At 61.8% G+C, this 19,293-nt stretch carries 24 protein-coding genes; 18 read left to right on the top strand and 6 right to left on the bottom strand.

Going from position 1 to position 19,293, the window contains the following annotated elements:
* Positions 1-51: 51 nt before the first annotated feature.
* A complete protein-coding gene (locus NKJ90_RS06850) occupies positions 52-906 on the top strand; it encodes a 23S rRNA (adenine(2030)-N(6))-methyltransferase RlmJ (RefSeq protein WP_023761572.1) in 855 nt (284 codons plus the stop codon).
* A gap of 260 nt (positions 907-1,166) precedes the next feature.
* The gene (locus NKJ90_RS06845) at positions 1,167-1,619 is read left to right on the top strand and encodes a hypothetical protein (RefSeq protein WP_023761571.1); all 453 of its coding nucleotides are present in this window, start codon (positions 1,167-1,169) and stop codon (positions 1,617-1,619) included.
* A 195-nt stretch (positions 1,620-1,814) separates the two neighbouring features.
* On the opposite strand, the gene NKJ90_RS06840 is transcribed toward NKJ90_RS06845, so the two are convergent.
* Positions 1,815-2,126 (bottom strand): transcriptional regulator, encoded by a 312-nt coding sequence (locus NKJ90_RS06840; RefSeq protein ID WP_023761570.1) that lies wholly within the window; start codon positions 2,124-2,126, stop codon positions 1,815-1,817.
* A 561-nt stretch (positions 2,127-2,687) separates the two neighbouring features.
* Between NKJ90_RS06840 and NKJ90_RS06835 the strand changes: the two genes are divergently transcribed.
* Together NKJ90_RS06835 and NKJ90_RS06830 are read left to right on the top strand one after the other, a co-directional pair.
* Positions 2,688-3,152 carry a hypothetical protein gene (locus NKJ90_RS06835; protein ID WP_023761568.1) on the top strand — a complete coding sequence of 155 codons (465 nt, stop codon included), beginning with the start codon at positions 2,688-2,690 and terminating at the stop codon, positions 3,150-3,152.
* Between the two features lie 303 nt (positions 3,153-3,455).
* Positions 3,456-4,052: a glutathione S-transferase family protein gene (locus NKJ90_RS06830; protein WP_023761567.1), complete on the top strand. Its 597-nt coding sequence runs from the start codon at positions 3,456-3,458 to the stop codon at positions 4,050-4,052.
* A 127-nt stretch (positions 4,053-4,179) separates the two neighbouring features.
* Here the strand turns inward: NKJ90_RS06830 and NKJ90_RS06825 are convergent, their stop codons facing one another.
* Positions 4,180-4,839 (bottom strand): outer membrane protein, encoded by a 660-nt coding sequence (locus NKJ90_RS06825; protein WP_023761565.1) that lies wholly within the window; start codon positions 4,837-4,839, stop codon positions 4,180-4,182.
* A gap of 411 nt (positions 4,840-5,250) precedes the next feature.
* Here NKJ90_RS06825 and NKJ90_RS06820 point away from each other — a divergent pair, with 411 nt between their 5' ends.
* The 7 genes from NKJ90_RS06820 (at position 5,251) to NKJ90_RS06790 (ending at position 10,593) form a co-directional block, all read left to right on the top strand.
* Positions 5,251-6,015, top strand: a complete 765-nt coding sequence (locus NKJ90_RS06820) for an SDR family oxidoreductase (RefSeq protein ID WP_023761564.1) — start codon at positions 5,251-5,253, stop codon at positions 6,013-6,015.
* A complete protein-coding gene (gene uvrC, locus NKJ90_RS06815; RefSeq protein ID WP_023761563.1) occupies positions 6,012-8,075 on the top strand; it encodes an excinuclease ABC subunit UvrC in 2,064 nt (687 codons plus the stop codon). The genes NKJ90_RS06820 and uvrC overlap by 4 nt, the downstream gene beginning before the upstream one ends.
* Before the next feature lie 101 nt (positions 8,076-8,176).
* On the top strand, positions 8,177-8,773 hold the full coding sequence (gene pgsA / locus NKJ90_RS06810; RefSeq protein ID WP_023761562.1) for a CDP-diacylglycerol--glycerol-3-phosphate 3-phosphatidyltransferase: 597 nt from the start codon (positions 8,177-8,179) through the stop codon (positions 8,771-8,773).
* Between the two features lies 1 nt (position 8,774).
* Positions 8,775-9,032, top strand: a complete 258-nt coding sequence (gene moaD / locus NKJ90_RS06805; protein WP_023761561.1) for a molybdopterin converting factor subunit 1 — start codon at positions 8,775-8,777, stop codon at positions 9,030-9,032.
* Position 9,033: 1 nt separating this feature from the next.
* Positions 9,034-9,510, top strand: a complete 477-nt coding sequence (locus NKJ90_RS06800) for a molybdenum cofactor biosynthesis protein MoaE (protein ID WP_023761560.1) — start codon at positions 9,034-9,036, stop codon at positions 9,508-9,510.
* 63 nt (positions 9,511-9,573) lie between these two features.
* Positions 9,574-10,161 (top strand): META domain-containing protein, encoded by a 588-nt coding sequence (locus tag NKJ90_RS06795; protein ID WP_031260805.1) that lies wholly within the window; start codon positions 9,574-9,576, stop codon positions 10,159-10,161.
* 162 nt (positions 10,162-10,323) lie between these two features.
* Positions 10,324-10,593 (top strand): hypothetical protein, encoded by a 270-nt coding sequence (locus NKJ90_RS06790; RefSeq protein ID WP_023761558.1) that lies wholly within the window; start codon positions 10,324-10,326, stop codon positions 10,591-10,593.
* A 30-nt stretch (positions 10,594-10,623) separates the two neighbouring features.
* Here NKJ90_RS06790 and NKJ90_RS06785 read toward each other — a convergent pair whose 3' ends face one another.
* Complete coding sequence (locus NKJ90_RS06785; protein WP_245266810.1) at positions 10,624-10,761, bottom strand: hypothetical protein; 138 nt, start codon at positions 10,759-10,761, stop codon at positions 10,624-10,626.
* 111 nt (positions 10,762-10,872) lie between these two features.
* Positions 10,873-11,295, bottom strand: a complete 423-nt coding sequence (gene ndk / locus NKJ90_RS06780) for a nucleoside-diphosphate kinase (protein ID WP_023761556.1) — start codon at positions 11,293-11,295, stop codon at positions 10,873-10,875.
* Positions 11,296-11,580: 285 nt separating this feature from the next.
* Here ndk and NKJ90_RS06775 point away from each other — a divergent pair, with 285 nt between their 5' ends.
* A complete protein-coding gene (locus NKJ90_RS06775; protein WP_023761554.1) occupies positions 11,581-11,841 on the top strand; it encodes a DUF2934 domain-containing protein in 261 nt (86 codons plus the stop codon).
* 73 nt (positions 11,842-11,914) lie between these two features.
* On the opposite strand, the gene NKJ90_RS06770 is transcribed toward NKJ90_RS06775, so the two are convergent.
* Complete coding sequence (locus tag NKJ90_RS06770; protein ID WP_023761553.1) at positions 11,915-12,607, bottom strand: glutathione S-transferase family protein; 693 nt, start codon at positions 12,605-12,607, stop codon at positions 11,915-11,917.
* A gap of 61 nt (positions 12,608-12,668) precedes the next feature.
* On the opposite strand from NKJ90_RS06770, the gene NKJ90_RS06765 reads away from it, so the two are divergent.
* Positions 12,669-13,181: a DinB family protein gene (locus NKJ90_RS06765; protein ID WP_023761552.1), complete on the top strand. Its 513-nt coding sequence runs from the start codon at positions 12,669-12,671 to the stop codon at positions 13,179-13,181.
* 159 nt (positions 13,182-13,340) lie between these two features.
* Here the strand turns inward: NKJ90_RS06765 and NKJ90_RS06760 are convergent, their stop codons facing one another.
* Positions 13,341-14,300, bottom strand: coding sequence for a LysR substrate-binding domain-containing protein (locus tag NKJ90_RS06760; protein WP_023761551.1), 960 nt, complete (start codon positions 14,298-14,300; stop codon positions 13,341-13,343).
* 110 nt (positions 14,301-14,410) lie between these two features.
* Here NKJ90_RS06760 and NKJ90_RS06755 point away from each other — a divergent pair, with 110 nt between their 5' ends.
* The 5 genes from NKJ90_RS06755 to NKJ90_RS06735 all read left to right on the top strand — a co-directional run bounded on the left by NKJ90_RS06755 (position 14,411) and on the right by NKJ90_RS06735 (position 19,030).
* A complete protein-coding gene (locus NKJ90_RS06755; protein WP_023761550.1) occupies positions 14,411-15,244 on the top strand; it encodes a hypothetical protein in 834 nt (277 codons plus the stop codon).
* A 45-nt stretch (positions 15,245-15,289) separates the two neighbouring features.
* On the top strand, positions 15,290-16,210 hold the full coding sequence (locus NKJ90_RS06750) for an EamA family transporter (RefSeq protein WP_031260803.1): 921 nt from the start codon (positions 15,290-15,292) through the stop codon (positions 16,208-16,210).
* A complete protein-coding gene (locus tag NKJ90_RS06745) occupies positions 16,203-16,406 on the top strand; it encodes a hypothetical protein (protein ID WP_023761548.1) in 204 nt (67 codons plus the stop codon). Before NKJ90_RS06750 ends, NKJ90_RS06745 begins: the two co-directional genes overlap by 8 nt.
* A gap of 152 nt (positions 16,407-16,558) precedes the next feature.
* Entirely contained in the window at positions 16,559-17,017 is a 459-nt protein-coding gene (locus tag NKJ90_RS06740; RefSeq protein WP_023761547.1) for a Ros/MucR family transcriptional regulator, read from the top strand.
* A gap of 135 nt (positions 17,018-17,152) precedes the next feature.
* The gene (locus NKJ90_RS06735; RefSeq protein ID WP_023761546.1) at positions 17,153-19,030 is read left to right on the top strand and encodes an ABC-F family ATP-binding cassette domain-containing protein; all 1,878 of its coding nucleotides are present in this window, start codon (positions 17,153-17,155) and stop codon (positions 19,028-19,030) included.
* The last annotated feature ends 263 nt before the right edge of the window (positions 19,031-19,293 follow it).

Genomic DNA, 19,293 nt, shown 5'->3' with positions numbered 1-19,293 from the left:
CACAAGTGTGCAGCGGTTTTGGGACAACGACATGCATAACGGCACCGAACCATGAACTACCGCCACGCCTATCACGCCGGAAATTTCGCCGACGTCGTCAAGCATGTCGTGCTGACGCGATTGCTCGAGTATCTGAAGCAGAAGGACAAGGCGTTTCGGGTCATCGACACCCATGCCGGCATCGGCCGCTACGACCTGTCCTCGGTCGAAGCGCAGAAGACCGGTGAGTGGCAGGGCGGCATCGGCAGGCTGATCGATGCCCAGCTTGCAGCGCCGGTAGCAGCACTGCTTGCGCCTTATCTGGAGACGGTGCGGTCGCTCAACCCGGAGGGTGGCATCCAGAAATATCCGGGCTCGCCGCTGATCGCGCGTCATCTCATGCGCAAGCAGGACCGGCTGACGGCGATCGAGCTGCACCCCAAGGATGTGGCGAAGCTGAGGACGCTTTTTGCCGGCGATTTCCAGGCCCGGATAATCGAGCTCGATGGCTGGCTCGCGCTCGGCGCGCATCTGCCGCCGAAGGAAAAGCGCGGCCTGGTTCTCATCGATCCGCCCTTCGAGGAAACGGGTGAGTTCGAGCGCCTCGTCGACGGGCTCATAAGGGCGCACAAGCGGTGGCCCGGCGGCATCTATGCGCTGTGGTATCCGATCAAGGACCGCAAGGCGATAATTGCCTTCAGGAAGGCGCTCAAGCAATCCGGCATCCCGAAGCTGCTCGACATAGAATTCGAGATCAGGCCGGCCTCTTCGGAGCCCAGCCTAGACGGCAGCGGCCTGCTGGTGGTCAACCCGCCTTTCACGCTGGAGGGCGAACTGCGGATGCTGCTGCCGGCCTTGCACCGGCTGCTTGCGGTAGGGAGGCCGGCGCACTGGTCGCTGGAATGGCTGGCAGGCGAGCAGGGTTGACGGCGAAGGGCTTCGGATATCGCCGTTCGGCGCCAGGCGCAAAAATGCCCTCGTTCCGGAAAGGCAAGGAAAGCGGAGCTCTTTTACGCCCGGGGCTCGCGCTCTCTCGGGCCGGCTATCAACGGGCTGCGTGATTCCGATCCACGCAAGTCCGGCTCTGGCCAGCGCAGTTTCAACCTGGGAAACCATTGTTTGCACAACCGCTTGACCGCTGCCAAGCGAATCCGCACAGTGCGCGCAATCGACCTTGAGAGGCTGTCATGACTCGCTTCGCCAAATCCGCACTCGCCGCCCTGATTTCGCTCTGCGCCCCGCTTGCCGCGCCTCTCGGCGTCACCCAGGCCGTGCAGGCGGCCGATCTCACGGTCTATTCCGATGAGGACAGCGGCGTCTGTGGCGAGGCCTGGGTGCTGAACAAGATCACCAGCCGCTTCTCCTACCAGGTGCACCACGTGCCGCATCTGCCGGTCGTTCAGATCACTGATTTCCAGCGCATCCACCAGCACCGCTATCTGCCAGCCAACGACACGTGGCCTATCGGCCGCCGCTACTGCGGCGCCACCGTCAGTCTCTCCGATGGCCGTGACCGCACGATCTGGTACTTGATCGAGGAAGGCCAGGGCTTCGCCTCGATCGGCGATAACGTCGAATTCTGCGTCTCGGGCTTCGACCGCTGGATGGTCTACAACGGCCGCTGCCGCGTCCTGCGCTAAGCCCGCTTTCCCGTTTCGATCCTTTTTCGCGCCTGTGGCTTGATCGGCTGCGGGCAAGCGCGCCCACGCACCCGCGTCGACGGGATCATCGCCGAGGCCGATGTGGCCAAGATGGCGAGGTATCGCCAGTTACCCAGCGAGGACCTGTTGCGCATGCCGAAGATCGTGCGCCGGGTGAACCGCGCGATCGCCGCGCTATTTCCTGCGCGACGCCGCCTGGGCATGATCGAGGATTTTGCGTAGGAAAGCGGCGTGGCTGCGGAACGCGCGCCGTCCGCTCGTCGTCGCCCTGACGCGCGTCTGCGGCCGGCGTCCGACGAACAGCTTTTCGATATCGACATAGCCGGCCCTGGCCAGCGTATCGAGATGCGCGCCGAGATTGCCGTCGGTGACGTCCAGGATGGCCTTCAATTGGCTGAAGTCCAGCGCTTCCCGCCTTTCGAGCACGTTCAGGGTGGCCATGATCCTGAGCCGAGTGCTCTGGTGGATGATTTCGTCGGCACTCATCAGTCAGCTCCAATGCGGCGACGCCGGAGACCACCAACGGTGCGGCCGCCAGGAGGCGCCGTCGCGCCAATCTCGAACAGCGACACCGCCCCTTGCGCCTGTGTGATCAACATTGAAGCACTCGCATAGCTCGCGCAGAATACTCCGTGACGTAGAGTTATCTGTCAACTGACCTAAGAGCGAACGCCGGTATCATGCTTGACAAGGTGACGCGTCGATTGGCCGTCATGATGCGTGTAGATCGCCAGCTTGCACGAGATGATCGCGCCGTTGAAGCTGCAGGTCATCGTAACCGTGGCCGGAGATCGGCGCGCAAAGCTGGAGGCTGATCTTCACAGCTCCACGGTTGCAGCGTGTGGAGAGTGTCAGCCGTACACTTTGGGCAATGGTTGAAGATCAGCAGCGGATTTCTACGATGATCAGCACGATCATGTGCCAACCGTAACCAAAATTTAAGCTGCGAAAATCAGTCTATTGCTTCGCTGGCTAGCAAGCCGCGAGTCAGATATGCATGAGCGCGCCGGGTCATTACGGCCTTCGGCACAACGGAAGGGGCATCGCATGGCTAAGCAGTCATCCAAAGCACCGGCGTCCAAGGCACCGGCAAAGAAAGCACCCGTAAAAGCAGCGACGGCGAAGGTCGCAACTGCAGTGAAGAAAGCAGCACCTGCTGCCAAGCCGAAGGCAGCCGCGCCCAAGGCAAAGGCAGCGCCGGCCAAGAAGCCGGCGGCAAAGGCAGCGGCAAAACCTGCAGTGAAGAAGGCAGCTCCTGCCAAGGCAGCGGCTAAGCCGGCTGCGAAGGCGGCGCCGGCCAAGAAGCCGGCTGCAAAGGCCGCGGCAAAACCCGCTGTAAAGAAGGCAGCGCCTGCCAAGAAGCCGGCTGCGAAGGCAGCACCTGCCAAGAAACCGGCAGCCAAGGCTGCGCCGGCAAAGAAGGCGGCGGCAGCGAAATCTTCAGCGCCGGTGAAGAAAGCGGCACCCGCGGCCAAGCCGAAGGCAGCACCCGCGAAGTCCGGCAAGAAGTAATCGCGTCTCCCTCGCCGGGGGCAGTATCGAGACAGTCAAGGGTGGGTGCCGACAGGCGCCCCGCTCGTTGCTTCGGCACTCGGAAGGCGAGAACAGAGGCGGACGGAGGATTCTTTTCGCAGCTCCCAGGACTTCGCCGTAGGGCGGAGTCCGGTGGAGCTTTTTCTGTGTCAACGATGCGGATCAAAGGTTGCCGTGAGGCTTTTCGGTCTTGCCGCCGGCCGCCGGGTTTTCCGCTTTGGGTCATTGCTCGATCGCGCCTGATCGGTCAACACTGCCCGCCGCAAAACAGGAAACCGATTCATGCCGAAGCTGCTCTACGCGTCGTCTTCTCCCTACAGTTCCAAGGTGCGAATGGCAGCAGCCTATGCCGGCATCGCCGTCGATCTGGTGCCGATCAAGACTGAGGAGAAGCCAGCCGACTTGATGATCGCCAACCCGCTCGGCAAGATTCCGGTTCTGGTGCTCGATGACGGCCGCTCCATCCATGACAGCCGCGCCATCATCCAGCACCTCAACCGTTTGTCGAAGAGCGCGCTTTTTCCGCGCAATCCCGACAAGCGGCTCGAGGCGGAAGTGCTGGAGGCATTGGCGGACGGCATTTGCGACTGTGCGCTGTCGATGGTCTATGAGCGGCGCACGCGGCCTGACGAGATGGTCTACCAGCCCTGGCTCGACCGCCAATGGGGAAAGATCACGGCAGCACTCGATTTGCTCAACGCCAACCCGCCGAAGCTGCCGAAGAAAATCACTGCCGGCCAAATGGCGCTGCGCGCCTGTCTTGGCTATCTCTCTTTGCGCTTCGCCGGAAAATGGGAAAAGGGCCGCGCCCGGCTGACGCGCTGGGCAGCGCGTTTCGACGAGAAATTTCCAGAACTGAAGCCCTGCATTCCCGGGTGATCGCCTTGATCACCCCGGGTGATCCGCTTGATCACCCCGGGGTGACCGCCTCGATCAGCCGCGTGACCATCCGAACAAAAAAAGCCGGGCGCGAGGCCCGGCTTTTTCGTGTCGTGGCTTGAACGACTTAGAACTTCATACCAACGCCGAAGGTGACGCGGTTGTCGGTGGCCTTGACATTGCCAATGCCGCCGCCGAAGTCCTTGCTTCCGAAGTCGGTGTAACGATATTCGACGCGGCCGAACACATTGTCGGTCAGCTTGATGTCTGTACCGAGGCCGGCGGTCCAGCCGAGCATGGTTGCGGTGTCGCTGGTGCCAAGCACGGTGTCTTCCACCTTCAGGCTTCTGCCGGCGAGGCCGCCGGTGCCATAGAGCAGGATTTCCGGGGTCACAGCGTAGCCGAGACGGGCACGCAGCGAGCCTTCGAAGCCGGCCTTGGAGTCGATGCCGTTATCGTCACCCTTCACGCCGTTGTAGCCGAGTTCGGCTTCAGCACCGTAAACGAAGTTCTCCTGCTGCCACTGGTAGCCGCCGAAGACGCTGCCGACGAAACCCTTGGTATCGGTCTCAACGCCGAAATCCTTTTCCTTCGTACGGCCGCTGAAGCCATAGCCGACGTTGAGACCGGCATAGGGGCCGGCCCACGAAGCGACCGGAAGTTCGGCGACCGGCGCGGGTGCCGGCGGCTCTTCCTGGACGACGTCCGCGGCATAGGCAGTTCCGCTGAGGGCGAAGAGCCCGAGCGCCACGGCCAGCGGCCGTGCGAATTTGAAATTGGCTTGCATTGTTCTTTACTCCTTAAGCCACAGGACACAGGCTTGTTTCTCACGATCGCCATCTACCCGTCCGGGGGGTGAAACGGATCTGGCGTTCGCCGGTTCCAAATGTCGTGTCAAAATGCGGCTGAACCGAACCTGAACTTGGGTCATTCCCCGGCACGAATGAGGCAGAAACTTGACGTTGCATCTTCGCAACAGCGAAATGGCAGGAGCCATCCCGTGCTGCGCTGCACACCGCTTGGTGCAAGGAGTCCAGCGCCCTATATTCCGGTCGGGCGGCTCCGAGTCCGAGCGAGTCGAGACGCCGAAAAGGCCGTTTCGCCACAATGCTGCCCAAGGTGCGAACGCCATTTAACGCATGCCGGGCCATATTTCGCCGGCACCGTTTTTCGGGCCGAAATTGAGGATTGACACGATATGAGCAAAGCCACGGCCACGGCGCTGGTGACGGGTGGGGCAAAACGGATTGGTAGGGCAATCGTCGAGGATCTCGCCGCCCACGGGTTTGCCGTCGCCATCCATTGTAACCGCTCGCGTACCGAGGCCGATGCGTTGGCTGCCGGAATCAATGACGGGGGCGGCCGCGCCGCCGTGATCGCCGCCGACCTGACCGATACGGATGTCGTCGGCGACCTCGTCGGCCGGGCGCAAGCAGCGCTCGGGCCGATCTCGCTGCTGGTCAACAATGCGTCGCTGTTCGTCGACGATTCGGTTCTGGATTTCGACTGGCGGGCCTGGGATCGGCACTTTGCAGTGCATGTGAAGGCACCCGCGCTGCTGGCGCAGAACTTCGCCCGGGCGTTGCCTGAGGGGCAGGAGGGGCTGATCGTCAACATCATCGACCAGCGCGTCTGGCGGCCGACGCCGCGCTATTTCTCCTATGCCCTGTCCAAGTCGACGCTGTGGGCGGCAACGCAGATGATGGCACAGGCGCTCGGTCCCCGCATCCGTGTCAACGCCATCGGTCCGGGGCCGACCTTGAAGAACACACGCCAGGACGACGGCGATTTTGCCGCGCAAGTCGATGGCTTGATCCTCAAGCGCGGCCCGGAATTGCCGGAATTCGGCGCCACGATCCGTTATCTCTGGGCCGCGCGCTCAGTCACCGGCCAGATGATCGCGCTCGATGGCGGCCAGCATCTTGCATGGCAGACGCCCGATGTGACAGGCATGATGGAATGAGTCCTTTGGATCACAAGAACAAGCCGCGCGGCGGCGCCGATGATCTGCCCCCCGATATCGACCTCGAGGACGAGGCGGTCGAGGAGATCGTCGAACCTGCGGGTCCCGATGTCGCCTTCACCGCCATCGACTGGACACCTCATGCGGGCGACGCCGAAGGCATGGTCGGCGCCGAGGTGATCCAGACGCTGGTCAAGCGGCTGCCCAACGCGCCCGGCGTCTACCGCATGATGAATGCCGCCGGCGACGTGCTCTATGTCGGCAAGGCGCGCAGCCTGAAGAAGCGTGTCACCAGCTACGCGCAAGGCCGCTTCCACACCACCCGCATCGGCCGCATGGTGCGCGAGACATCGACGATGGAGTTCGTCGTCACCCGCACCGAAATCGAAGCACTGCTGCTCGAAGCCAATCTTATCAAGCGCTTGCGGCCGCGATTCAACGTGTTGATGCGCGACGACAAGTCGTTTCCTTATATCCTGTTGACCGGTGACCATATCTCGCCCGGCATCTACAAACATCGCGGCGCGCGTTCGCGCAAAGGCGACTATTTCGGCCCCTTCGCCTCCGCCGGCGCCGTCGGTCGCACGATCAACTCTCTGCAGCGCGCCTTTTTGCTGCGCAGCTGCACCAACTCTTTCTATGAGAACCGCACGCGGCCGTGCCTGCTTTATCAGATCAAGCGCTGCGCCGGCCCCTGCACCGGAGAGATCTCGCACCAGGACTATGCGAAGCTTGTCGCCGAAGCGAAGGACTTCCTGTCCGGCCGCAGCCAGAAGGTGAAGACGGAAATCTCGGCCGCCATGCAGCAAGCGTCTGAAGCTCTCGATTTCGAGCGCGCCGCGATCTACCGGGATCGACTGGCCGCCCTGTCGCATGTGCAGAGCCACCAGGGCATCAATCCGGCGACCGTCGATGAGGCCGATGTCTTCGCCATCCATCAGGAAGGCGGCCAGGTCTGCATCCAGGTGTTCTTCTTCCGCACCGGACAGAATTGGGGCAACCGCGCCTATTTCCCCAAGGCCGATCCGGCGCTGGAAGGATCGGAGGTGCTGGGCTCTTTCCTGGCGCAGTTTTATGACGACAAGCCGACGCCGCGGAACATTCTTCTGTCGCATCATGTCCAGGACCTGGAATTGCTGGCCGAAGCGCTATCCACCCGCGCCGGTCGCAAGGTCGCGATCTCTGTGCCGCAGCGCGGCGAGAAGAAGGATCTGACCGACAACGCGCTGCAGAATGCCCGCGAGGCGCTTGGCAGGCGGCTGGCCGAAACCTCCACACAGGGACGCCTGCTTGCCGGTTTCGCCGAAACCTTCGGCCTGGCCAAGCCGCCGGTGCGCATCGAAGTCTACGACAATTCGCACATCATGGGCACCAATGCGGTCGGTGCCATGGTGGTCGCCGGGCCGGAAGGTTTTGTTAAGAACCAATACAGAAAATTCAACATCCGCTCGACCGACATCACTCCCGGCGACGATTTCGGCATGATGCGCGAGGTGATGGAGCGGCGGTTTTCGCGGCTGCTCAAGGAGCATGGCGATGTTGCCGTTGCCGGCGATGCGGGCGGGGCGGGCGACGATATCGAGGATGATATCTCCGGCAGCTTCCCGGCCTGGCCAGATGTCATCCTGATCGACGGCGGCCAGGGCCAGATGACGGCGGTGCGCAAGATCCTTTCGGATCTTGGCATCGAAGATCGCGTGGTGGCGATCGGCATCGCCAAGGGCCAGGATCGCGACGCCGGCCGCGAGCGCTTCTTCGTCAGGGGCAGGGACTCATTTTCGCTGCCGGTCCGCGACCCCGTCCTTTATTTTGTCCAGCGCTTGCGCGACGAGGTCCATCGTTTCGCCATCGGTTCGCACCGCGCGCGCCGCAAGAAGGAGATGGTCAAGAGCCCGCTCGACGAGATCAGCGGCATCGGTCCCGGCCGCAAGCGCGCCCTGCTGCTGGCCTTCGGCACCGCCAAGGCGGTCAGTCGCGCCGCGATCGAGGATCTGCGCAAAGTCGACGGCATTTCCGAGCGGGTGGCGAAACTGGTCTACAATCATTTCCACGAGAGCTGACGGCCAGGGTCCCATTTTTGTCTGGCCAATCGATTGTCGCCTGTTGACCCCCTGCATTGGCATCTGATTTGAGTAGGCAGGCAGAAAGAGTTTTCCCAGATATGGCCCAGCGCGCTTTCAACCTGCCCAATATACTTACCTACGCCCGCATTATCGCGGTGCCGCTGGTGGTGCTGTGCTTTTTTCTTGAAGGGCATCTGAAGTCGAGCGACTTCGCCCGCTGGTCGGCGCTGGTCATCTTTCTGCTCGCCTCTATCACCGATTATCTGGATGGCTACCTGGCGCGCGCCTGGCAGCAGACCTCCAATATCGGCAAGATGCTTGACCCGATCGCGGACAAACTGTTGGTCGCCACCTGCCTGCTGCTGCTGGCCGCCGACACCGATCGCCATGCGGGCATTGCCGGTTGGTCGCTGTGGGCAGCGATCATCATCCTGTGCCGCGAAATCCTCGTCTCGGGCCTGCGCGAGTATCTGGCGGCGCTCAAGGTCTCGGTGCCAGTGACGCAGCTGGCAAAATGGAAGACCGCCATCCAGATGGTCGCTATCGCCTTCCTGCTGGCCGGGCCGGCCGGCGACAAGATCTTCCCGCTGACCACCCAGACCGGGCTGGTGCTGCTGTGGATCGCGGCCTTGGTTACGCTTTACACTGGCTACGACTATTTCCGCGCCGGCCTCAAACACATCATGGACGAGTGAGATGACGACCCGGCTGATTTATTTTGCATGGGTGCGCGAACGCATAGGCCTGCCCGAGGAAGACGTCGACCTGCCTGCTGGCATCGAGACGGTCGCTGACCTCTTGCGCTGGCTGAAATCGCGCGGCGAGGGCTACGAGCAGGCGCTGCAATATCCCGACGTGATCCGCGTCGCCATCAACCAGGAACATGTGGAGCACCGCGAGAAGATATCAGGCGCGCGCGAGATTGCGCTGTTTCCGCCGATGACCGGGGGCTGAGATGACCGGCGCGGTCGTACCTGTCGTGCGCATTCAGTCGCAGGATTTTGACGTCGCCGCCGAGATCGCCAGACTGACGCAAGGCCGCGCCGATATCGGCGCCGTCGTCACTTTCTCCGGTCTTTGCCGCGACGAGCAGGGCACACTCTCGGCGCTCGAGCTCGAGCACTATCCCGGCATGGCGGAAGCCGAGATCAGCCGCATTGCCGCTGAAGCGGTCCAGCGGTGGCCGCTGCAGGGTCTCACCGCGATCCATCGCCATGGCAAGATCGCGCCCGGCGACAACATCGTGCTGGTGGTGGCCGCCTCGGCGCATCGCCAGGCGGCATTCGAGGCGGCGAATTTTCTCATGGACTATTTGAAATCGCGTGCGCCGTTCTGGAAGAAAGAGCATCGCGCCGATGGTTCCGAGGGTGGCTGGGTCGAGGCCAAGGAAGCCGACGCCAGCGCCGCACAACGCTGGAAACCGTCCGAATAAATCCCGCCGCAGCCATGTATTGACCGCAATCCTTTGGCCAATTGACCGCAAGGGGAGATGGTCATGCTGGACAGGATCGCGGAGTTCTTCGTCTTCGGCTTCGTGCCTCTGGTCGTCGGCATGTTGGCCGTGCCGGGACCGTCTGTTGCCGCTGGAAAGACCGTGAGAGGCGAGGTGATCTATCGCGAACGCATCGCCTTGCTGCCCAGTGCCGTACTTTCCGTACAACTTGCCGACGTGTCGCGGGCCGATGCGCCGACCGACGCGCCGCAGACCATCATGCTGAAGATGGTCACGCCGAGCGCCGAGCCAACGGGTTCCGTCTTGGACCAGCTCTGGCTGGTCGACTATGTCGACGGCATGGGCGCCAGCACCGCGCCGCAGGCGACGTTCAGCGTCAGCGAGGCAGGCAAGGCAGGCGGCAAGGGCCCCTGCAACACCTATTTCGCCACCGCCAAGATCGATGGCCGGACGATCGCGATCAGCGATATCGGCTCGACCTACAAGGCCTGTGCGCCCGAGGTGATGGCTGAGGAAAAGGCGCTGTTCGATGCGTTGGCCAAGGCTGCGTCATACAATGTCGCTGCTGGCAAGCTCATCATTGCCGACAAGGATGGCCGCGAGATCCTGCGCTTCAGCGCCGCAAGCTAGCGCAAATCGCATTGCCAAAACTTTTTCGGAATAATTTGCGCAAGAGAAGCGTTTCTCTCCCAGACATGGCGGGCAAGGCAAAGGGGATATTTCGAATATCCCTTGGTTGAAGCCGCCAGACCTGCTGCGGCTCGTTCTGGCTTAACTCAAAGGAGTCCAGAGATGAAAACGCACACGCTTATCCTTGCTGCCGCAGGCGTATCGCTCCTTGCCTTTACCGGCCTTGCGTCGGCGGACGATCATTTGGTCAATGCCCTTGAGCATGGTCTCAGCGCCGATGGCCAGCCGTTCCACACCAACAAGGCCGGCCACAGCGGCGATCTCGCGCCTGGGCAGGGTAGTCCATTTGCGGGTGCCGATACCCAGACACCGGCCACCGATACGGAGGCAGCGAACGCCCATGCGAACGTGAAGGATCGCCAGCCGAAGTGACGAGAACCCGCCGTGGCGGCGGCGGGCCCCTCAAGCCATCGTTTGTTCGAATACGGCGCCATAGGGCGGCACCTCGACCAGGTTGGCAAGCCTGAGTCCACCCTCCTCGGCGGCCGCCACAGTCTGTTCCGGAGACAGCCTCAATTTCGGTCCTCGGTCCGGCTCCATGTCTCATCCAAGTACATGCAGTTCGCACGCAGGGCTGACTGACTGTTCGGCCATGAAAAAAGGCCGGCGAAACGCCAGCCTTTTTACGTGATCACGCTTTGGACTGTCGGCTCAGCCGACGATCTCGGTATCCGAGAACCAGTACTTGATCTCTTCCGCCGCGGTCTCCGGCGCATCGGAGCCGTGCACCGAGTTTTCGCCGATCGACAGCGCATGCACCTTGCGGATCGTGCCTTCGGCGGCATTGGCCGGGTTGGTGGCGCCCATCACTTCGCGGTTCCGGGCAATGGCGTTTTCGCCTTCCAGCACCTGCACGACGGTCGGTGCCGACGACATGAATTCAACCAATTCGCCGAAGAACGGGCGGTCCTTATGCACGGCGTAAAAGCCTTCCGCCTCACGGCGGCTCATCCAGACCCGGCGCGAGGCGATGACGCGTAGGCCGGCCTCTTCCAGCATCTTGGTGATGGCGCCGGTGAGATTGCGCCGGGTTGCGTCCGGCTTGATCATGGAAAATGTGCGTTCGAGCGCCATGGGTCGTCCTTGTCTGAGAATGGAATTGAGGGTGGCGGGCTCTATACAAGCCGTCCGGCCCATTGCCAAGGGGCGAGACCGACAGTGTCGTAAGCAGACGAGTTGTCTGGATTAGGTAGCAGACGAGTTGTCCGGTTTCATCGCGAGCCACTGGAGGTTGGGGGTGAGGCCAAAGCGGGGCGCCGATGGCAGGCCGGAGGCGAGATCGGATGGCTGCACAGCAACGCTTTGCTTGCTATAGTCACCTGTCGGCGCCGCGCTGAAGTCGGCCCGCATGGAGATAACATGACCATGGCAGACGATCGTCAGGAACGCATTCGCAACCGCGCGCATCAGATCTGGCTGCAAGAGGGACAGCCGGCTGGACACCATGACCGCCATTGGCATCAGGCGGCGGCCGATGTCGCCCAGGAGGATGCCGCCGGAGCGGCGACGGCCAAAAAGCCAACCACGAAGGCAGCTGGCGCCGCCAAGGCAAAGGCCGCCCCCAAGGAAGCAAAGGCTGCCACCAAGGCCAGCAAGCCAAAGAAGGCGTCGGCCAAGTAAAGCTCTCCTCGCTACCGAGCTTTTCTGCCGGACATCGGCGGCCTTCGTGCTGTCTTGCAGCAGGCGTTCGGCGTCACGCTGCCGCGGCCACCTTTCGTCCCAGCCCGCCATGCAGGTCGAGGCAGCGGGCGAACCATTGCGCCACCACGTCGCCGTCGTCGAGCAGTTGGTAGGGCGAGGCTATGCGCGCCCATTGCAGCGCGCCGAAGACGATATAGTCTGCAAACAGCGGCGATGCACCGCCGATGAAAGGCTGATAGCCGAGCATTGAACGCAAGGGTTCCAGCGAGGCCCTGAAGTTGCCGAGCCCGGCCTCCCGGGTTGCCATCACATCTTCCAGCCGCTTGCCAAGACGCTGCTCCCGGCTCTGGCGGAAATAGGCGGCGTTCTCCGCGTCCTGCATGGCATGCAGGTCGATGATCGCCGCGGTGGTCACATAGGGGTGAATGGTCAGTTGCGACCAGCGTTCGATGAAGCGCGCCATCGCCTTGCCACCTTCGCCGCCAAACAGCGTCGGCCGGTCCGGATAGGCTTCATCGAGATAGAGAGCGATTGCGAAGGAATCCGAAACGACCGTCTCGCCGTCGCGGATCACCGGAACGGTTTTCGAAACGCCGCCCTCGACAGCGGGCACCTCGAGAAAGCGCGTCGGCGCGGTTGCTGTGTCGAGCCCCTTGTGGGCAAGCGCCATCGCCACCTTCCAGCAATGCGGGCTGAACGGACGTGCGGTGTCGCGTCCGACGAGGTCATAGAGCAGAATGGTCATTGGCGGCGGCCCTCTCGCGGGTTAGGTAGGCCTCCTTATCGACGCGAGCCGAGGGGAAACCATGAGACAGCATTTCATGATGTTTGCGGCCTATAATCAATGGGCCAACAACCGCATCTATGATGCCGCCGCGGAACTCGACGAAGAGGAATTCAACCGCAATGTCGGCGCCTTCTTCGGCTCGATGATGGGCACCCTCAACCACCTGCTGACAGCCGACCGCATCTGGATGAAGCGCTTCACCGGCGAAGGCGACGCGCCGACAACGCTGGACGCCATCCTGCATCGGGGCTTGCCCGGTCTGCGGATGGCGCGTGAAGCCGAGGACAGGAGGATCATCGATTGGGTCGGCGGCCTCAATGACAAGGCTTTGACGGGCCGCTTCACCTACATGACAGTCTCGGACATGCGCACGGTTTCGCAAAGACTGGCGCCGGCGCTGGACCATGTCTTCAATCATCAGACTCACCATCGCGGCCAAGCGCATGCAATTCTGACCATCCTGGGACGGCCAAGCCTGGGGTTGGACCTGATGCTCTTCCAGCGAAGTGAGGAAGGCAGGGCTTTCGCCTGATCCTGGCGATGTTTGGCGGTTGTGAGTCCGAAGCCTGAGGGCCCTCGCTTGCTATCGCTGCATTTTGTGCTGCAGCATCGTCCTTACGTCAGGCCACTAACCAGTGGCTCTCAACGGACTCTTGCTGGTCGGATCTCATCGGCAGACAACGAAATGGTGTCAGACAGCCATCGCGGCCTCGCCGCTGGTTTCGCTGTCGAGCTGGCGCTGCGTCAGAGCCGCTTCCGCCATCACCCATTGCTTGAAAAGCACAACCTTGCGTGTGGCAAGGCGTTGTGGGGGAGAGACAAAATACCAGCCGGCCGTGTTCGGATGATGGACGGCAAACGGAGCCACAAGCCTCTCGGCACGGATATCGCTGGCCATATAGGCACGGTTGGCCACCGCAAAACCCATCCCGGAATTCGCTGCCTCGTAGGACATCATGCACGAGTCGAAATAGATGCTTTTGGCCTTGCTGAGTACGAAGCTGGCGCCGGCGAAACCAAGCCAGGATTGCCAGTTCTGGGTGCAGGTATCGGAATGCAGCAGCGTGAAGTGCCTGAGATCGTCCGGTGTCACCTTCGACAACTGCTTGTCGCCGAGAACTTCGTGGAACAGCTTGCGGCTGCACACCGGTGTCAGGTCTTCCCGAAACAGCAGATCCGATTGCAGCCCGTGAAAATGATCGTCGCCATAGCGGATTTCAAGATCGAACTCGGAGGTCGTGAACTCATGCGTCGCATAGGAGGTCGAGACCCGCATCACGATATCGGGATATTGCTGCTGGAACAGCGGCAGGCGCGGAAACAGCCAGCGTGCCGCAAAGGTCGGCAGCACTGATATCTTCAACACATGTTCCTGGGATTGCCCTGTCGCTTCCATGCTGGCAGCGACGATTCGCTCCAGCGCCTCGCGAACGCGCGAGACATAGGTCTCGCCCTCCGGCGTCAGCGACACAGCATTGCCGCCGCGCTGGAAGATCTTGAATCGCAGCTGATCCTCCAGGCTTTTGACGCGCTGGCTGACCGCTGAAGCGGTGATAAACTGTTCTTCGCCGGCGCGCGTGAAATTTCCGTGCCTCGCAGCACTTTCCACGATTTTCAGCGAATTGAGGTTGACCTGACTGAGCAGACGCACGGTTTCGACCTTAAGCTGAGCTTACACTAGCACCAGCATTCCTAATTTTACAGGGGGTGCTAATTTAATCGACTGCTAACTAAGTGATTACCCTCACTTGGAGAAGTACAATGAACGCCCATACCATACCCGAATTGCGCTATGCGATGAGCCGCGAGGCCATCATCGGTCACGAAACCGCCTGGAAAGTGTCGAATTTCGGCGTCGCGCAATATCTGCATGGTTACGATCCGGCACTGCTTGCCGCGATCGAGGAGGCTGCTCTGAAGCTCAAGGCCAGCCATGCCGTGCACAAGCACCTCGATCTGACCTTCATCACCGGGGCAGACCGTTTCATCCCCGAGATCAAGGAACTGCTGCATGACAAGCTGCGCCTGGAGCGGCTGTCGGACATGATGGGCACCAAGCTGGAGCCCTATCCGCTGTCGATCGTCGGCTCGACGGTTACTTTCATGAATCCAAAGGACGGCGCCGTGGAATGGCATTGCGATGGCGTTCCTGTCACCGAACTCATTCCACTGTCGATCAGCAATCCGCTGGTCGGCGGCCATCTCGAAATCTACTGCGACGACTCCGAAACCGGCCGCGCTATCCTCGAATCCGGCCGCGAGATTCCCCGCAACCGCGTCATGCGCATCGATCACAAGATGAACTACGCGACGCTGGGGCAGTTCCTGGGCGTCCTGCATCGCACCGCCCCGATCCGGTTCGGCGAACGCGTCACGCTGGTGCTCAACCAGCGCTCGGTGGCCAAACCCTATGTCGACGACAACCGCATGTTCTATCTCGCCGCCGACAACGACCACGACCGTGAGTGGGTCGGCGAACTGGCCGAAGATGTCTGGACCAACCAGCTGCCGGCCTATCGCCGGTTCGAGGCAGAGCATCCAGTGCCTGCCGCCGTCGACGCGCCGGTTCCGGGTGGAGCCAGGGAATCATGGTGATTAGCCATGATTCTGAAAAATGGGAACCGGTTTTCGGGCAGGACCATGGTTGAGCATAGTGCTCGATGCCGATTGTTCAGGCATGGATCGGGCTCGATATCCGCGCTGGTTTTCGCCGCCGGCGCGGTGGCGTTATGGTCGACCAACGCGCTGGTCGGCAAATCCCTGCTGGCCAGCCACCCAGTGTCGCAGGTGCAGTTCCTGCAGTTTGCAGGCGCCGCAATCGTCTTTGCTGCCATCCGGTTGATGAGCCGGGAAAACGCCGCGCCGGTCGCGGCCGGAGCCGCACCCATGGCTCTCGCGGTCGGCTTCATCGGCCTGGTCGGCACCATGGTGCTGCAATACATAGCCTTCTCGTCGATGCCGGTGATCGAGGCCAATCTGCTGGCCTACACCTGGCCGTTGATGGTCGCGGCGGCGGTCATCATTTTGGAAAATCCGCGGCGCCCGGCTCTGCTTGGCGTTGCCGCGGTGGTGGGTTTTATTGGCGTTGCTTTGGTGATTTCGGGAGGGCTCAACCAATCCTGGCTCCAGGGCGATCTCGTCGGCTATCTCACCGCATTCGGATCCGCACTGTGCATGGCATTCTATTCGATCATGGTGGGCCGGGTTGCCACCTCACCGGATCGTCTGTTGCTGCCATCGGCGCTGATCGGCGTCGCCATGACGTTTCTGTGGTGTGTTCGAGACGGTTTCACCTGGCCCTTCGGTACGGACCTGGCCCTCGGCCTCTATCTGGGCGCCGGCCCGATGGGGTTGGGCTACTATTTCTGGTCTCGCGCCCTGAAGCTCGAAGGTAGCGGCAAGGTCGCGGTCGTCGCTTATCTCACGCCGGTCGCTTCGACCCTGCTGCTAACGCTGTCCGGTGAACGGCTGACGATGACGGCCATTGTCGGAGCCGTCCTGGTCATCGGCAGCTGCGTCACGGTCGGCGTGGAACGATCGGAGGCCGAAAACCATGTTTGACGAAAATGAACGCCTGGCCGTTCGGGAAGCGCTTTGGCTGATCAAGGAATTCGGCGCGGAGGCGCCGCTCTATGCCGCGATGAAGGCCGAAAAGGCGATAGAACAGAAGGATTTCAGGCGTTGCGCACTCTGGAGGCGTATTTTAGAGATATTGGCCGATGGCCCCGCCGTGAAATCTGCTGGTTCGAAGTATTAGATTTTCTAAGTTGCGTGACGTCGATTTCGGATGAAAGCTACTTTTGCCGATTCTTTGCTCCTTGTTGAGATTGGCGGTCCGTTGGGGGACGCGGTTAAAGAGATACATCGACGTAAGTCTTCGCTGGGGTGGAGGATTTTGTCGCAAATAGGATGAAAGAATTGTCAAATATCGATGATAAGACCGTTATCGAGCTAACGGCCGATATTGTCTCGGCCTATGTAGGCAACAATCCACTTCCGGCTTCTGGCTTGCCTGAGTTGATTGCTAGCGTCAGTGCTTCGGTTCGCAAGCTCGCCGGTGCAGTTGTCACGGAAACGCCAAATCTTGTTCCGGCAGTGAATCCGAAGAAGTCGGTGTTTCCTGACTACATCATCTGTCTTGAGGACGGGAAGAAGTTCAAGTCTCTCAAGCGGCATCTACGGACCGACCACGGCCTGAGCCCGGACGACTACCGCGCCAAATGGGGTCTGCCGCCGGACTATCCGATGGTTGCGCCAAACTACTCGGCGACGCGGTCGGCGCTGGCAAAGTCGACGGGACTTGGCCGCAAGCCGGCAGCAGCGCCGGCCGCAGCGGCCAAGGCGACGAAGCGCAAGGCGACTGTCTGAATCCTGCCTGGCCGGTAGGCGAGTCGTGATCGACTGCTTCGACGACGCCCTTGCGGGCGTCGTTTCCAGGCCGTGTGCGGCCAACTGGCCCGCAAGGCCTTGCGAAGCGTTGGTGTCCGGTGCAAAAGCGCGGCCATGCTGATCATCAACGACCTTTCGCTCCGGATGGCCGGACGCCTGCTTCTTGACCATGCCTCGCTGACCTTGCCGGCCGGCACCAAGGCCGGCCTTGTCGGCCGCAACGGCACCGGCAAGACGACGCTGTTCAAAGCTATCACCGGGGATTTTCCCTCGGAGACAGGCTCGATCGGTCTGCCGAAGAGCACCCGCATCGGCCAGGTGGCGCAGGAAGCTCCGGGTACCGAGGACGCGCTGATCGAGATCGTGCTCAAGGCCGATCTCGAACGTTCGGCGCTGCTCGAAGAGGAAAAGACGGCAACCGATCCCCACCGTATCGCCGACATCCACATGCGGCTGGCTGACATCGACGCGCATTCCGCCGAATCACGCGCCGCCACCATTCTTGCCGGCCTTGGCTTCGATGACGCCGCGCAGCGGCGACCGGCCTCGTCCTTTTCCGGCGGCTGGCGCATGCGCGTGGCACTCGCCGCCGTGCTGTTTGCCGAGCCCGACCTTCTGCTGCTCGACGAGCCGACCAACTATCTCGACCTCGAAGGCACGCTGTGGCTGGAAAACTATGTGTCGAAATATCCGCACACAGTGCTCTTGATCTCGCACGATCGCGACCTGCTCAACCGCGCCGTCAACTCGATCGTTCACCTCGACCAGAAGAAGCTGACCTTCTGGCGCGGTGGCTACGACCAGTTCGAGCGCCAGTACACCGAGCAGAAGGAGTTGCAGGAGAAGGGCCGCGTCAAGCAGGAGGCCGCCCGCAAGCACATGGAATCCTTCGTTGAACGCTTCCGCGCCAAGGCCTCCAAGGCGAGGCAGGCACAGTCGCGCATCAAGGCACTGGAGAAGATGAAGCCGATCGCGGCAATCGTGAACGATTCGGTGCGGCCATTCTCATTCCCCGAACCGGTGAAGACGGTGGCCTCACCGATCGTGGCGCTCAACAACGTCAATGTCGGCTACACCGAGGGGCAGCCGATCCTGAAAAAGATGACGTTGCGCATCGACGCCGACGATCGCATCGCGCTGCTCGGCGCCAATGGCAACGGCAAGTCGACGTTCGCCAAATTGCTGTCCGGCCGGCTGAAGCAAGAGAGCGGCACCATGACGGTGGCGCCCGGGCTGAAGGTGGCGATCTTTGCCCAGCATCAACTCGACGATCTCAGGCCGGAAGAGAACGCCTATGAGCATGTCCGCCGGCTGATGCCGGAGGCCCCGGAATCGAAGGTGCGCGGTCGTGTCGCGCAGTTCGGCCTCACCACCGAGAAGATGAACACCGCCGCCAAGGATCTATCCGGCGGCGAGAAGGCGCGGCTGTTGATGGGGCTGTCGGCCTTCGAGGGTCCGAACCTGTTCATCCTCGACGAACCGACCAACCATCTCGACATCGACAGCCGCGAATCGCTGATCCATGCGCTGAACGAGTTTCCCGGCGCCGTCATCCTGATCTCGCACGACCGGCATCTGCTGGAAGCGACCGCAGACCGGCTGTGGCTGGTCAAGGACGGCGCGGTCAACCCGTATGATGGCGACCTGGAAGACTACAAGACGCTGGTCACCGGCGTATCAGGCGACCGCCGCGGCAAGCGCGAGGCCGACAAGGCGTCAAAAGCCGATCGCCGCCGCGATGCGGCAGCGCGCCGCGCCGCTTTTGAGCCGCTGGCGAAGGAGATCCGCGCCACCGAAGCGCTGATGGACCGCATCCGAAAGCGCATCGACGGCATCGAGGACGAGCTGTCGAATCCGGCTGTCTACGAGAAGGATCCGTCGACAGCGACCCGACTGGCCAAGGAGCGCTCGCAACTCGCCCAGACGCTGGCCGGCCATGAGGAGAAATGGCTGACCATGTCGGCCGACTATGAGGAAGGTACGGCGGAGTAGGGGGCGTAATCTCCCCACCTGTGGGGGAGATGCCCGGCAGGGCAGAGGGGGGCGCTGGCCCGCCAACCTATCGGCCTTTTGCCCCAGCACCGCGCCGGTGTTGATCAGAGCAGGATCGTACCAAAAGTTGGCGATCCTTCGCGCCCCCCTCTGTCCTGCCGGACATCTCCCCCTCGTGGGCAGGGGAATCGCACATGAGTACAAAGGGACTCTTGTGTGGTGTGCGGAAATCGATTCTGAAAGGACCTCTGGATGATCGGAGG

The sequence above is a fragment of the Mesorhizobium sp. M0051 genome (assembly GCF_040323235.1).
Lineage (GTDB): Bacteria > Pseudomonadota > Alphaproteobacteria > Rhizobiales > Rhizobiaceae > Mesorhizobium.
Note: the sequence above shows the minus strand (reverse complement) of the source record. Positions and strands in the feature narration are given on the sequence as shown.